This is a genomic window from Mesorhizobium sp. L2C084A000 (assembly GCF_000502875.1).
In the GTDB taxonomy this organism is placed as follows: Bacteria; Pseudomonadota; Alphaproteobacteria; order Rhizobiales; family Rhizobiaceae; genus Mesorhizobium.
The window spans coordinates 52,600-67,035 of record NZ_AYWX01000007.1 but is presented as its reverse complement, the minus strand read 5'-3'; the positions used below and the strand labels follow the sequence as shown (position 1 = coordinate 67,035).

The 14,436-nt window shown below is 64.0% G+C and carries 12 protein-coding genes; 7 read left to right on the top strand and 5 right to left on the bottom strand.

Annotated features, from left to right (window positions below; genetic code table 11):
• Positions 1–365 precede the first annotated feature (365 nt).
• Entirely contained in the window at positions 366–1,247 is an 882-nt protein-coding gene (locus X735_RS149835; protein ID WP_348625590.1) for a glycosyltransferase family 4 protein, read from the top strand.
• A 100-nt stretch (positions 1,248–1,347) separates the two neighbouring features.
• Here the strand turns inward: X735_RS149835 and X735_RS149840 are convergent, their stop codons facing one another.
• The 3 genes from X735_RS149840 to X735_RS149850 form a co-directional block, all read right to left on the bottom strand.
• Positions 1,348–2,322, bottom strand: a complete 975-nt coding sequence (locus X735_RS149840) for a hypothetical protein (RefSeq protein WP_031213368.1) — start codon at positions 2,320–2,322, stop codon at positions 1,348–1,350.
• A 235-nt stretch (positions 2,323–2,557) separates the two neighbouring features.
• Positions 2,558–3,133: a DUF1349 domain-containing protein gene (locus X735_RS149845; protein WP_023811553.1), complete on the bottom strand. Its 576-nt coding sequence runs from the start codon at positions 3,131–3,133 to the stop codon at positions 2,558–2,560.
• Between the two features lie 91 nt (positions 3,134–3,224).
• On the bottom strand, positions 3,225–4,664 hold the full coding sequence (locus X735_RS149850; RefSeq protein ID WP_023811552.1) for an aldehyde dehydrogenase family protein: 1,440 nt from the start codon (positions 4,662–4,664) through the stop codon (positions 3,225–3,227).
• Between the two features lie 268 nt (positions 4,665–4,932).
• Here X735_RS149850 and X735_RS149855 point away from each other — a divergent pair, with 268 nt between their 5' ends.
• The 6 genes from X735_RS149855 to X735_RS149880 all read left to right on the top strand — a co-directional run bounded on the left by X735_RS149855 (position 4,933) and on the right by X735_RS149880 (position 13,241).
• The gene (locus X735_RS149855) at positions 4,933–5,592 is read left to right on the top strand and encodes a TetR/AcrR family transcriptional regulator (protein WP_031213366.1); all 660 of its coding nucleotides are present in this window, start codon (positions 4,933–4,935) and stop codon (positions 5,590–5,592) included.
• A 212-nt stretch (positions 5,593–5,804) separates the two neighbouring features.
• Positions 5,805–8,216 (top strand): FAD-dependent oxidoreductase, encoded by a 2,412-nt coding sequence (locus tag X735_RS149860; protein WP_023811550.1) that lies wholly within the window; start codon positions 5,805–5,807, stop codon positions 8,214–8,216.
• Positions 8,217–8,298: 82 nt separating this feature from the next.
• Positions 8,299–9,552 (top strand): sarcosine oxidase subunit beta, encoded by a 1,254-nt coding sequence (locus tag X735_RS149865; RefSeq protein ID WP_023811549.1) that lies wholly within the window; start codon positions 8,299–8,301, stop codon positions 9,550–9,552.
• 8 nt (positions 9,553–9,560) lie between these two features.
• Positions 9,561–9,827: a sarcosine oxidase subunit delta gene (locus X735_RS149870; protein ID WP_023811548.1), complete on the top strand. Its 267-nt coding sequence runs from the start codon at positions 9,561–9,563 to the stop codon at positions 9,825–9,827.
• On the top strand, positions 9,824–12,709 hold the full coding sequence (locus X735_RS149875; protein WP_023811547.1) for a sarcosine oxidase subunit alpha family protein: 2,886 nt from the start codon (positions 9,824–9,826) through the stop codon (positions 12,707–12,709). The genes X735_RS149870 and X735_RS149875 overlap by 4 nt, the downstream gene beginning before the upstream one ends.
• On the top strand, positions 12,702–13,241 hold the full coding sequence (locus tag X735_RS149880; RefSeq protein WP_023811546.1) for a hypothetical protein: 540 nt from the start codon (positions 12,702–12,704) through the stop codon (positions 13,239–13,241). Before X735_RS149875 ends, X735_RS149880 begins: the two co-directional genes overlap by 8 nt.
• A gap of 11 nt (positions 13,242–13,252) precedes the next feature.
• On the opposite strand, the gene X735_RS149885 is transcribed toward X735_RS149880, so the two are convergent.
• Complete coding sequence (locus X735_RS149885) at positions 13,253–13,738, bottom strand: hypothetical protein (protein ID WP_023811545.1); 486 nt, start codon at positions 13,736–13,738, stop codon at positions 13,253–13,255.
• 116 nt (positions 13,739–13,854) lie between these two features.
• A complete protein-coding gene (gene msuE, locus X735_RS149890; RefSeq protein WP_023811544.1) occupies positions 13,855–14,415 on the bottom strand; it encodes an FMN reductase in 561 nt (186 codons plus the stop codon).
• Between the last annotated feature and the right edge of the window lie 21 nt (positions 14,416–14,436).

The window sequence follows — 14,436 nt, the reverse complement described above, 5'->3', positions numbered from 1 at the left end:
AGCCCAGAGCGTCCGCTTTGAAACCCGCGGACGCACAACCGCTCGACGCTGCCTCCGCGGCGAAAGCCGGGCGACGTGTGCTGGTTGTGTCCCACGATCCGGCCTTTCCGCCGATCTCCGGCGCGGATTTGCGGAACTACCGCAATGCTGAGTCTGCTGCGCAATTCGGCCCGGTCTGCCTGGTGTCTGTGCTGCCGCAGGCGACGGAAACAACCGATCCGTCGATCCGCACCGAAGCCTTGTCGATCAAGGGAGAGGCCCGCTCCGCTTCGATCGGGTGGTGGCGCATAAGGGCGGAGCGTCGCATCTCGCGCGTCGCCTTGACGCGGCTGGAGGCACTGGTTCGGGACTTCCGCCCCGATACGGTGCTGATCGAGGGCATCGGCCTGTTCAAGCTGCTGCGGCCTTTGCGGGCATTGACGAAACATCTCATCCTCGACATGCACAACGTCGAGTCCGACTTGGCGGGGCAGTTGCGGCACGTCGATGTGAAGCGGCCTGCGGTGGCGACGATCAGCGCGGGCATCAGGCGTCTCGAGAGAAAAGCGATTGCCCTTGTCGACCGGGTCTGGGTCTGCTCGAGCCAGGATCGAGAGCGGTTGATGGCGCTTTCCCGGCATAAGTTGCCGATCGATGTCGTTCCAAACGGAATTCCGCACGCCGGGCACAGCCCCGAAACGCTGCCCGCCGAGCCCGGATCCGGCGAAAGCTTTCCGGTGATCCTGTTCGTCGGCCATCTCGGCTATCCGCCAAACGTCGACGCCGTCCAGAGATTAGCCGGCTCCATACTTACGCGCATCCGACTGGCCTTGCCGACCGCGACATTGATTCTCGCTGGGCGCAACCCGACAACGGCCGTGCAAGCGCTGGCAGGATTGCGGGGCGTGGAGCTTGTCGAAGACCCCGAAGACATGGCGCCGCTTCTTTCGAGAGCGCATCTCACCATCATCCCGCTTGCGGCAGGCGGCGGCACCCGCATCAAGATTTTGGAGGCGATGGCGTGGGGCGTGCCGGTGATCGCCACGCCTCTGGCGGCCGAGGGCCTGGATCTGGTCGACGGGGAGGAGCTGCTGCTGTCGGATACCGATGAAGGGCTTGCCGGAATGGCTGTCGGACTCTGCCTGGATGCCGACCGCAGGGCACGGCAGCGCATCCGCGCGCATCAAGCGGTTTGGGCAAGGTTCGGCCCAGAAGCCATCCGCAATGCTGTCCGCGGCGGGCTGGGGCTGGACGAGGCTGGCACATGATCCGTCCCTCCACCAGATATGGAGGAGCCACATCGTTCCACATCGCTTGCAGGAGCCCCGCTTCGCACCACGTCCAGCCGGAATTTCGTGGTCTGCCCTATCAGGATGCGTGCTGAAGCTCTTGCCGAATGGGGCCGAGATAGGTTTGCGGATGCAAGCGTCCCCAAACATGGCCCCGGTCGGTCAGATGCGCGACCTGCTCTATCCAGCGTCTCGGCGCATCGGGGTCCCTCACCTCATGCCAGTCGTCGACGATAATGACAGGCAGGCCCTGGTAGAGCGGGTCGAGCGGCGAGGTCCTGGTGACGACGATGCAGCCGAGATAAAACAGCTCCCATGTCCTATGGCAGTCCAGGCCATTGCCTTCGGTGGACAGCACGAGCGGGTATTGCGAGTATAGTTGCCAGATCGAGCGCTGGGAGACCCGTTTCGTCAGGAAATCGACATGCGGACATCCGCCCAGGGCATCAAGCAGTTCCCGGCGCTGCCTCGAGCCATTGCTGATGCTGAAATCAGAGAACAGCCTGGGCAGGCGGCGGTCCACATGATCCTGCCGGGCGCGTATGATTTCCAGTTGCTTCACAAGCCCTGCCGGCGTGGCAAGGGACCGAGGCGTGTGAAGATCGAGCCCGATCGGGAAAGGCTTCACTCTGGGGTGAGTGCCGTCACAATTCTGGCTGTACCAAGAGACCAGGAAAGGGTTGGCGAGAAGTTGGTCGACGGTGTCCTTCGCCAGATCCGACGGCACCGAAGCATCTCCGTCGGTCGTCAGCAGCGTGAACGGTGCCGTGATCGTCGGCAGCACGATCCTGACGAACGTGTCGAGGTCGCAGGTTTGCGCATCCCTGGACAAGGTGCTCAGGCGCAGCCAGACAATGCCATGCGCGCCGCTGTAATGTTGGCGGAAAAATGCCTCGCTCTGCGTCGATGCAGTTGGCGCATTGCGATACCAGCGCGGCCCGGCGAAATCGCAGAAATGCCCGATGCCCTGCGACCACAGCACGGGCGGAACGTCAAGAAACCTTAGCGCCCTGGAATAGACGGCTCTTTTGACAGCCCTTCGAAACCTGCCCATCGGCAACTCCTAGCGCGGATGCCAATAGCGTTGCAACGTACTGCCTGGCATATTCGCCTTGAGCCGAACCCGGGCCAAAAATTTCGAGCCGTCTGGCGGCGTCGCAACTGGCTGACGATCTCGCCGGCTGCAGTGCCGCGACCAACTCCCGGCACGGACGGAGGCACGCGGCGGTCTACAGACTTGATCGTGGCAAAGGTCGAAGTGCTTGCGGTTCAGCGCAAGACCGCACGTCTCAATCGTGCAATTCCCGCGATATCGGCGGACCGAGGGAGAAATCGGAGAACGTTACCTCAAAGCCTTCGCGTTGCGGCGAACAGCACATCATGCCGATATCGACCGTCTTCGAGGTCGGGAAATAGGCAAGCCGCACAGGCTTCCAGTGGCCGTCGGAAGCATCGAGGTACTGGACGCGGATCGCCTCGGCGTGACGGGTCAACCGGATCCTGACGCCGTTCGGATCGGCATGAATGGCGACCAGCGACCAGTCTGACGTGTCGTTGGTGACGACAACGGAGAAATAGGCAAGGCCGTCGGTGTACTCGATACCGGCCTTGATCCAGTGCGTTTCGCTGAGCCGGACCATCAGCCCGGCCTGATCATAGAGGACTTCGTAGTCGCCTTTGACCGTGACTTCGGCGCTGAAATCGCCTTCGACCGGCCGGTGCAGGAAGTGGCCGTTGTCGCGCCAGAAACCGTAGAAGGTCTCGCGCCAGAAATCGGTCTCCTTACCGGTGCGCACACGAACGCTGTCGCCGTCGATAGAATGGTGCGGCGGCGGGTTAAGCCAGATCAGATCTTGCACTGTCATCCTTTCGCGCCCCTCCAATCCAGATGTGCATGGCGGTGTTGCCGGCATGGTCGGCAGTGACCGATCAGTCAGGCTGATCGGTCACTGCCGATCAGCCTGCGAACGTATAGGCCGTCTTCACCGTGGTGTAGAACTCCGCCGCATAGTGGCCCTGCTCGCGCGGCCCATAGCTCGAACCCTTGCGGCCGCCGAAGGGAACATGGAAATCGACACCCGCCGTCGGCAGGTTGACCATCACCATTCCGGCCTCCGAATTGCGCTTGAAGTGCGTGGCATGCTTGAGGCTCGAGGTGCAGATGCCGGAGGTCAAGCCGAAGGGCGTGTCGTTGGCGACGGAAAGCGCCTCGTCATAGTCCTTGACGCGAATGACGCTGGCGACAGGTCCGAAAATCTCCTCGCGCGAACTGCGCATGGCATTGGTGGCCTCGGTCAGCAATGCCGGCTGCAGATAGAAGCCTGGCGTCTTGCGGTCGAGCCGCTCGCCGCCGAAGGCGAGCGTGGCACCTTCCCTGACGCCGATGGCGATATAGTCCTCGTCCTGCTTCAGCTGCGTCGCGTCGACGACAGGACCGATCTGGGTCTGCGCGTCGAGCGCATCGCCGATGACCAGTTTGCTCATGCGATCCTTGAGGGCATCGACGAAACGGTCATGGATGGCCTCGGTCACGATCAGCCTGGACGACGCGGTGCAGCGCTGGCCGGTCGAGAAGAAGGCGCCATTGAGCGCGCAATCGACGGCGATCGCAAGATCGGCATCGTCGAGCACGACCAGTGGGTTCTTGCCGCCCATTTCAAGCTGGAACTTGCGCATGTGTTCGATGCTTGCCGCGGCAACGCGCTTGCCGGTACCGACCGAGCCGGTGAAGCTGATGGCGTTGACGTCGGGACTGTCGAGCATCGCCTGACCGACCACCGAACCCTTGCCCATGACGAGATTGAGCACGCCCTTTGGCAGGCCGGCGCGATGCAGGATGTCGACAATGGTCCAGGCGCTCTCTGGAACCAGCTCCGCCGGCTTGAAGACGACGGTGTTGCCGTGGGTTAATGCCGGGGCGATCTTCCAGGCCGGAATGGCGATCGGAAAATTCCATGGCGTGATGATGCCGACCACGCCGACCGCCTCGCGCGTCATCTCGACGCCGACGCCCGGTCGCACGCTCGGCACGACCTCTCCGGTCAAACGCAACGTTTCGCCGGCAAAGAAATCGAAAATCTGGGCGGCGCGAATGGTCTCGCCGATGCCTTCGGCCAGCGTCTTGCCTTCCTCACGCGCCAGGTTGCGGCCAATCTCGTCCTTGCGCGCCAAAATCTCGTCGGAGGCCTTTTTCAGCACCGCGTGACGCGCCAGCGGACCGGAGCGGGACCAAGCCGGGAACGCTGCCTTGGCCGCGGCGATCGCCTGCTTGGCCTGTTCGACACCCGCCGAGGCATAATCGCCGACGATGTCACCGGTATCCGAGGGGTTGATGTTGCGCGAACCGGCGTCGCCGACCCACTCGCCATCGATGAGGTTCTTTCGAAACAGCGTCATATCGTATGTTCCTGCTTGTTGGCCGCGCGGGCATCTGTCTGAACTGGTATTTGCCAGACAATTGCCTCGCGGGAAAGCAAACAGTGAACCAGCAGCCGCGACAAAAATCCCCGCTTGCGCCGCGCGGATGGCGGGCGACGACAATGCCCCATCGAGCCTCGATGCAGCCAACAGCCACGATGCATCGTTCGGCTTGGGCCCGATTTGGTCTGTACACAAATGTCCATAGCCTTGATTTGCCTGAGGCAGCGTGTCATGCGTCGTGTCGATGGCAGCTCTCGAAACGACGATTCAGCGCGCCGGCGCCACCGGCAATATCAAGGCCACTCGCGAAGACTGGCTGAAGCTTGCGCTTGAAACGTTGATCTCTGACGGTGTCGAACGCGTCCGCGTGCTGACGCTTGGACAGAAGCTCGATGTGTCGCGTTCCAGCTTCTACTGGTATTTCAAGAGCCGACAGGATCTGCTCGATCAATTGCTAGATTACTGGCGGCAGACCAACACCAGGTTCATCGTCGAACGGGCCAGGCGGCCTTCCGCGACCGTCATCCGCGGGGTGATGAGCATTTTCGAATGCTGGGTGGACGAAAAACTGTTCGATCCGCAGCTGGATTTCGCGATCAGGGCCTGGGCCCGCCGCTCGCCCGCCATCAGGCGCGCGCTCGACGAGGCCGACGAGGAGCGCGTCAACGCCATCCGCCACATGTTCATGCGCCACGGCTATGAGGAAGAAGACGCGTTCGTGCGAGCCCGCGTGCTGTATTTCATGCAGATCGGCTATTACTCGCTTGAGCTCAACGAGCCGATGAGCAGCCGCCTGCCTCACGTCGCCGGTTATCTGCGCAGCTTCACCGGCCAGGAGCCTCCGGCGGAGGATGTCGAAGACTTCTCGCGCTATGTCGAGAAAACGCTTTTGCGCAACCGATAGTACGGCCCGTTCGGCCCCGCGGCTGGCGACTTCGCGGGCGTGCATCGACCCAAATAGCAAGCACGTTTGCTGCCGACAGCAGCGGAGGCGCCCCTCTGCCGCATCGGCGCAAAGCGACATCATGGACCGTCATTCCGTCCTCCGCCAAGTTCTAGACACATATGTACAATACCGATAGGGTACGCCACACTGACTGGGTGGAGTGCGACAGGATGAAATCCCAATACAGGGCGATCGTCATCGGCGGCGGCGTGGTTGGAGCCTCGGTGCTCTATCACCTGGCGAAGTTCGGCTGGAGCGACGTCGCGCTTATCGAACGCGAGGTACTGACAGCGGGATCGAGCTGGCATGCGGCCGGCGGATTCCATGCGCTGAACGCCGATCCCAACATCGCCGCCCTGCAGGCCTATACGATCGACCTGCTCTCCGAGGTCGAGAAGGAATCGGGCCAGAGCATCGGCATGCACATGACCGGCGGCATCTCGGTCGCCTCGGCGCCCGAGCGCTGGGAATGGCTCAAGGCCTCCTACCGCATCTTCCAGACCATGGGCATCGACGATGTCCACCTGGTCGGTGTCGATGAGATCAAGCAGCGCTGCCCGATCCTCAACACCGACGGCATGCTGGGAGGCCTCTTTGCCGCGCGCGAGGGCCATATCGATCCCTCAGGCGTCGTGCACGCCTATGCCAAGGCAGCCAGGCTGCGCGGCGCCGACATCATCGAGCACAACCGGGTGCTGGAACTCAACCGCCGCGCCGATGGCGGTTGGGACGTGGTCACCGAGAAGGGCACGGTGATTGCCGAGCACGTCGTCAATGCCGGCGGACTGTGGGCCAAGCAGGTCGGCAGGATGGCCGGCATCGACCTGCCGGTATCGCCGATGGAACACCATTATCTCGTCACCGAGGCATTGCCCGAAATCCAGGCGCTGGACATGGAATTGCCGCTGATCGTCGATCTCGAAGGCTTCACCTACATGCGCCAGGAGCAGAAAGGCCTTCTGCTTGGGATCTATGAGGTCAACCACAAACACTGGAACATGGACGGGGCGCCCTGGGACTACGGCATCGAACTGATCCAGGAAGATACCGACCGCATCGCCGACGAGCTGGCGCTCGGCTTCAGCCGTTATCCCTGCCTGGAGACAGCCGGCATCAAGCGCTGGGTAAACGGCGCCTTCACCTTCTCACCGGACGGCAATCCGCTGGTCGGCCCGGTGCGCGGCGTGCCCAATTACTGGGTGGCGTGCGGCGTCATGGCCGGTTTCCTGCAAGGCGGCGGCGTCGGCAAGTCGCTGGCCGAATGGATGATCCATGGCGAGCCGGAAGCCGACGTCTACGGCATGGACATCGCCCGCTATGGCGACTTCGCCTCCAACCGCGAATACATCAGGCAGACCACCGGGCAGTTCTATTCGCGCCGCTTCGTCATGAGCTATCCCAACGAGCAGCTGCCGGCGGGACGGCCCTTGAAGACAGCCGGCGCGCATGACGCGATGGATGCCGCCGGCGCGCGCTGGGGCAATTCATGGGGCATGGAAGTGCCGCTCTATTTCGCGCCGCAAGGCTTCGTCGAGACACCGACGCTGAAGCGCTCCAACGCCTTCGACATTGTCGCACAGGAATGCCGCAAAGTGCGCGAAGGTGTCGGCCTGCTCGATATATCAGCTTTCTCGCGCTACGAGATCACCGGTTCGCGGGCCGAGGCTTGGCTCGACCGGCTGCTTGCCTGTGCGCTGCCCAAGCCGGGACGCGCCAAGCTCGCGCCGATGCTGGGCGAAAACGGCAAACTCAAGGGCGATCTCACCGTCTTCAACTGGGGCGATGGCTCCTGGTGGATCATGGGATCCTACTATCTGCGCCAATGGCATATGCGCTGGTTCGAACAGCATCTGGGCGACGGCGTCACCGTCCGCGACATTTCCGATGCGGTAGTCGGTTTCTCGCTCGCCGGACCCAATGCGCGAATGCTGCTCGAGCGGCTGACACACCAGGATGTCTCGCACGAGGCTTTCGGCTTCCTCGCCTGCAAGACATTGGATGTCGGCCTGGTGCGGGCCAAGGTCGGTCGGCTGTCGGTCATCGGCGAGCTCGGCTACGAGATCCATTGCGAGGCCAATGAGCACGCGGGCCTGCGCCGTGCGCTGCTGTCGGCAGGCAAGGATCTTGATGTGACCGAATATGGCTTCGGCGCGGTCAATTCGCTGCGGCTCGAAAAGAGCTTTGGCATCTGGTCACGCGAGTTCACGCAGGACTATACGCCTGATGAGACCGGAATGGGCCGCTGGATCGCTTTCGACAAGGGCGATTTCATCGGCCGTGAGGCGGCGCTGAAGGAGCGGCAGGTTAAATCCCGGCGCACGCTGGTGACGCTCGAAATCGACGCGGCGGATGCCGATGCCAGCGGCTACGAACCCATCTGGAACAAAGGCGGGCTCACCGGCTTCGTCACCTCCGGCGGCTATGGCCATACGGTCGGCAAGAGCCTCGCCATGGCGCTGGTCGAGCGCGAGGCGGCCGAGATCGATACGCAGTTGACAACCCACATCGTCGGCGTCGAAAGAGGTGCGCGCGTCATCGCTTCGTCGCCATACGATCCACTGGGCAAGGCGATGCGGGCATGACCGATCGAACCGGCGGCATCCGTGCAAAAGACCATGCAATGATTCACGTTCCCTTCAGAAATTCAGATCTGTCCGGCACGCCATGACCAGACGCTATTCCGCATTATCGCTGTTCAAGGAGGGCCTGGCCGGCCAGACTGGCTGGAAGCCGGCCTGGCGCTCGCCCGAGCCGAAGCCAGCCTACGACGCGATCGTCATCGGCGGCGGCGGCCATGGGCTGGCGACGGCCTATTATCTGGCAAAGAACCACAACATCACCAGGGTCGCTGTGCTGGAAAAGGGCTGGATCGGCGGCGGCAACACCGGCCGCAACACCACCGTGGTGCGCTCCAACTACTATTACCCGGAAAGCGTTGAGCTCTACGGGCTGGCGCACCGCCTTTACGAAGGGCTGGGCAAGGACCTGAACTACAATGTCATGCTGTCGCAGCGCGGCATGGTCAATCTGTGCCACTCGACCGCGGAGATGGAGATCGGCGCGCGTACCGTCAACGCTATGCAGATCAACGGCATCGATGCCGAATTGTTTTCTCCCGAGGATGTGCGCCGGGTGGCGCCGATCTACAATTTTTCGCCGGACGCGCGCTTCCCGGTGTTCGGCGGCATCTGGCAAGGCAGGGCCGGCACGGCGCGCCATGACGCCGTCGCCTGGGGCTACGCGCGGGCGGCGAGCCGGCTCGGCGTCGATATCATCCAGAACTGCGAGATCACTGATTTCATCATCGAAGGCGGCCGCTGTCGCGGCGTCCAGACGTCGCGTGGCGCGATCCGTGCCGACCGCATCGGCATGGCGGTAGCCGGGCATTCTTCGGTGCTGGCGGCAAAGGCCGGCTTCCGGCTGCCGATCAATTCCTATGCGCTGCAAGCCTGCGTGTCCGAGCCGGTCAAGCCGATCCTCGACACGGTGGTGCTGTCGCCCGGCTGCGGCGTCTATGTCAGCCAGTCGGACAAGGGCGAGATCGTCATCGGCGGCGGCCTTGACCGCATCCCTTCCTATGCGCAGCGCGGCAATCTGCCGACGCTGGAGGAGGTGATTGCCGGTCTTTTGGAAATGTTCCCGATCTTCGGCCAGCTCAAGCTGATGCGGCAATGGGCCGGGGTCGTCGATGTCGTGCCGGATTCCTCGCCGATCATAGGCGAATCACCGCTGCCCGGCCTGTTCCTCAATTGCGGCTGGGGCACGGGCGGCTTCAAGGCTATCCCCGCCGGCGGCACGCTGCTGGCGCAGTTGCTGGCGACCGGCAAGCACAACGACATCAGCCGCCCCTTCGACCTCGATCGCTTCGCCAGCGGGCGGCTGATCGACGAAGCGGCCGGCTCCGGCATCGCGCATTAGAGGCAATCATGCAGTTGTTCCCTTGCCCATTTTGCGGCCCGCGTGACGAGACCGAATTCCACTATGGCGGCGATGCCGGCAACATCAGGCCTGACGGTGCCGACGTGCCGATCGATCGCTGGGCTGAGTACCTCTATCTGCGCGGCAATCCGAAAGGCACGGCGCGCGAGATCTGGGTTCACATGATTTGCGGCGAGTTCTTCGTCATGGGGCGGGACACCATCACCCACAAGGTGCTGTCTTCGGCCGCTCTCGACGGGGAGCATGCCGCGTGACCGCCTCGCGTCTTGCCACCGGCGGCAGCGCCATCGACCGCTCGCGCCCGATCCGCTTCAGCTTCGACGGCGCCACCGTGCATGGCTTTGCCGGCGACACCATCGCCTCGGCGCTGCTGGCCGGCGACGTCGCGGTCGTCGGCCGCAGCTTCAAATATCACCGGCCGCGCGGCATCTGGGGTGCCGGCGTCGAGGAGCCGAACGCGCTGGTCGATCTCGGCGGCAGCGTGCCAGCGAAGCCCAACACGCGCGCCACGACCGAGCCGGCGCGCGACGGGCTGGTGGCGAAAAGCGTCAACGCCACGCCCAGCGCGCTGGCCGACCGCAACGCCTTTCTCGACCGTTTCGCGCGCTTCATACCGGCGGCGTTCTACTACAAGACTTTCATGTGGCCGGACTGGCACAGGTTCGAGCCGCGCATCCGCGCCATGGCGGGATTGGGCACAGTCGACGCCGACTGGATCTCGCCGGGCACGGCGGACCAGATCAACCATCATTGCGATGTGCTGGTTGTAGGCGCGGGACCCGCAGGGCTGGCGGCGGCAAGGCTGGCGTCTGGTGCTGGCCTGACCGTCACACTGGTCGACGACCAGCATAGCCCCGGCGGATCGCTCGGCCATCGTGCCGCGGAGATCGACGGCAAGCCGGCGGCCGTATGGGTCAAGGAGACGATTGCCGAGCTTGCCGCTGGCGGTCACCTCATCCTGCCTTCGACCATCGCCTTCGGCATTTACGACCACAATCTGGTCGGGCTGAACCAGCGTCATCTCGACGGCCGGCCGGATACGCTGTGGCGGGTCAGGCCGCGCCAGATCGTGCTGGCGGCCGGCGCCATCGAGCGGCCGCTGCCCTTCGCCAACAACGACCTGCCGGGCATCCTATCGGCGGATGCGGCGCTCGCCTATCTCCGGCGCCACGCTGTGCTGGTCGGCCGCCGCATCGTCGTCGCCACCAGCAATGACAGCGCCTATGAGGTGGCGGGGGCGCTTGCCGAGGCCGGCGCCGAAGTCAGGCTTGTCGACATCCGGCGCGACGGCACGCCTGCCGCGCCGGCCAATGTCCGGCTGGCCAAAGGGCGTTCTCTCATATCCGCCAGCGGCAGGCTGCGCGTCGACGGCGTAACGCTCGACGACGGCACGAGGTTCGATGCCGATTGCGTCCTGATCTCGGGCGGCTGGACGCCGACCATCCATCTCTTCGGCCAAGCCAAGGGCAAGCTCGCCTGGAGCGAGGCGCGCGCGGCCTTTCTGCCGGGCGATCCGGTTGATAACATCGCGGTGGCAGGTGCGGCTGCCGGCGCGGTTTCCTTGTCGGAGGTGTTTGCTGGTGCCAGCACCGCCGTTGCATCGCTCGGCCAGACGAAGGCTCCCCTACCGCGGAGCACCGGACCGGAGGCGACGGACGGCATAGTCGCCGCATGGCCGATGCCGGGCTCGAAGGGACGCATTTGGATCGACTATCAAAACGACGTGACCGTGAAGGACGTCGAGTTGGCAGCGCGCGAAAACTTCGTCTCGGTCGAACATCTGAAGCGCTACACCACGCTCGGCATGGCGACCGACCAGGGCAAGACCTCCAACCTGCCCGGCCTGGCGCTGATGGCCGGTATCACCGGGCGTACGGTGCCGGAGGTCGGCACCACCACCTATCGTCCGCCATTCACCCCGGTGCCGCTGGCAAGCTTTGCCGGCACGCGCGTCGGCGAATTGATGGCACCGGTGCGCCGGCTGCCGCTCGAAAATGTCCACCGCGCCAATGGCGCCGTCTTTCAGGAATATGGCGGCTGGCTGCGCCCGGCCCACTATGGTGGCTACGCAGATGCGGAGCGTTCGATCGCGGACGAGGCACGGCGCGCCCGTCAATCCGTGGCGCTGTTCGATGGTTCGACGCTCGGCAAGATCGAGGTGATCGGGCCGCAGGCGGCGGCATTCGTGGATTTTCTGTACTACAACACCATGTCGACGCTGAAGCCCGGCCGCTGCCGCTACGGCTTCATGCTGTCGGAGAACGGCGTGGTCTTCGACGACGGCGTTCTGGTGCGGCTGGACGAGCATCGCTTCGTCGTCTCGTGCTCGTCCTCGCATGTCGCTGCCGTTCACGCCCGGCTGGAGGAATGGCGTCAGGACCGTTTTGGGCGCGACGCCGTCTACATCCACAACGCCACATCAGACATGGCGACGCTGACCGTCTCGGGGCCAAACTCCCGAAAACTGCTCGAAACGCTTGGCCTCGGCCTCTCGCTCGACGATGCCGACCTGCCGCATATGGCGATCGCTCATGGCACCTATGCCGGCGACGATGTCCGTATTGCCCGCGTCAGCTTCACTGGCGACAGGAGCTACGAAATCTCCATCCGGGCCGATCGCGCCGAGCCGTTATGGGCGCATCTGCGCGAGGCCGGCCAGGCGCTCGAGGCCGTCGACATCGGACTCGAGGCGCTGATGATCCTGCGGGCAGAGAAAGGCTTTATCGTCATTGGCAAGGACACTGACGGCACCACGTTGCCGCATGATCTCGGCGTCGACGGTCCGCGCGCCAAACGCCAGAGCGAGTTCGTCGGCCGCCGCTCGCTGTTCACCGAGGAGGCCTCGCGCGGAAACCGCATGCAGCTTGTCGGGCTGGCGGTGCCGCAAGGCGACGCGCCACTGCCGACCGGCGCGCATGGCATCAAACGGAGCGACGGCAGAGTGCACAGCCAGGGCTTTGTCACCTCGAGCTACCAGAGCCCGACGCTCGGCCGCCCGGTTGCGCTTGGGCTGATCGAGCGCGGCGCGACGCGGCACGGCGAGACGATCGACATCCAGCATCTCGGCAAGATCAGCAAGGCGACGATTACCGCCCCTTGCGCCTTCGACCCGGCAGGAGAGCGGCTGCATGCGTGATCTCGCGGAAAAATGGTCTGTTGCACCGGACTGGCAGTCGGCGGTGATCACGGCGACCGGCCTCGTGGTGCGCGCGATCTGCGGCCTCAATCAATTGCTGGTCAGCGGCGACCTCGACGCGTGGGCGCACGCTTCCAGCATCGGCGGGACTGGCGTGGGTGCTTTTGGTACCGCACAGGGCGACCGCTATGCGGCGCGGCTGGCACGCGACCGGTTGCTCGTCGTGTCGAAGAGCCCGCTCCCCATCGCCACGGGCTGGCATGCAGACGGGTTCGCGGCGACGGCGATCAGCGCCGGGTTGCAAATATTCGAGGCCGAGGGCACGGCGCTCGATGCTTTCATCGCGCGTGGAACGACGCTCGATCCCAGCCAGCCAAGTGCCAGTGCAGCGCTTTCCTTTGCCGGCATCAGCGCCGTCGTCTATCGCCATGACGGCAAGCTGCGCATCCATGTCGATCGCGGTCTTGCCGCCTATCTCTGGACATGGATGGCAACGGCGGCTGGCAACATCGCCACCGGATCAGCCGCTTAGCCGGCGGCACGTCAGAGCGTGAACGACCAGAACAGGCAGGCCAGCGTCGCGGCGGCAAAGACCACGAAGAACAGGCTGCGCAGCAGCACGTTGCGGCGCAGCTCGTTCATGACGAAGTGACAACCTACGATCGCCGCCGCAAACAGGAACCGCCAGTTCAGCAATGCCCACACGGCGCTGCCCTGCCCGAACGCCCATCTGGCGACAAGACAGCCGACGATGGTCGCAAACAGTGCAATCACGGTCCAGAAGAGGGCATCGGCGGCATGGGTCAGGACGATGCCGGCCGCCCTGATCGGCAGGATCATCATCAGCATTGCGCTGAAGAAATAGACAGCGGCAATCGGGATGAACACGCCGGCGTCGGCGATGCCGTCAAGGCGCCTGACGCCGATGGCACCATAGGGATAGCCGTGCCTGGCGACAGCCAGGCTCAACGCCATGAGCAAGGCGGTCAGCACGGCGACCAATGCGAAGGATGTGAGGGCTTTGCTCATGACGTTCCTGTCCCAGACGAATCAGACAGGAACGTTTTTAGCGGGCAGTCGTAAATTGCGTAAGCGAGATCAATCACTACGCGAATTTCGATTGCGGCGTAATCCGCCGACGGCGTCTATTCGGCGGCGATCCTGCCTGCCGAGCGGTTGGCCAGCACGAAGCCGACCTCGTCGACCGCCTGCGCGGCACGCTTAAGGATCGCCTCGGAGTGTAGCACGCCGTCGGTGAAATCCTTGTCGGTGGCGTAGACGGCGGTGGGCAGCGCAAAAGCCTCGAAGAAGCCGAACAGCGGCCGCAGCTGATGTTCGACAATCAAGGCGTGGCGCTCGCCACCGCCGGTCGCCGTCAACACGATGGGCTTCCCCCGCAGCGCTGCCGGATCGATCAGGTCGAAGAAGTGCTTGAACAGGCCGGTATAGCTGCCCTTGTAGGTCGGCGAGCCGACGACGAGCACGTCGGCAGCGAGGACTTCGTCCAGGATCGCCCGGGCCTGGCTATCGAGGTCGCGGGCCCATCTTGCCGTGCCGAGCGACGGGCCGAGATCCTCGATATCATAAGTGGTCGCCGACAGACTGTGGCTGGCGGCGATGTCCCTGGTGACCAGATCGACGAAGGCGCGCGTCTTTGACGGCCGGGTGATGTTGCCGGAAAAGCCGACGACTGTTGGATTTGACATGGCAGTGAACCTCTTGGGGTA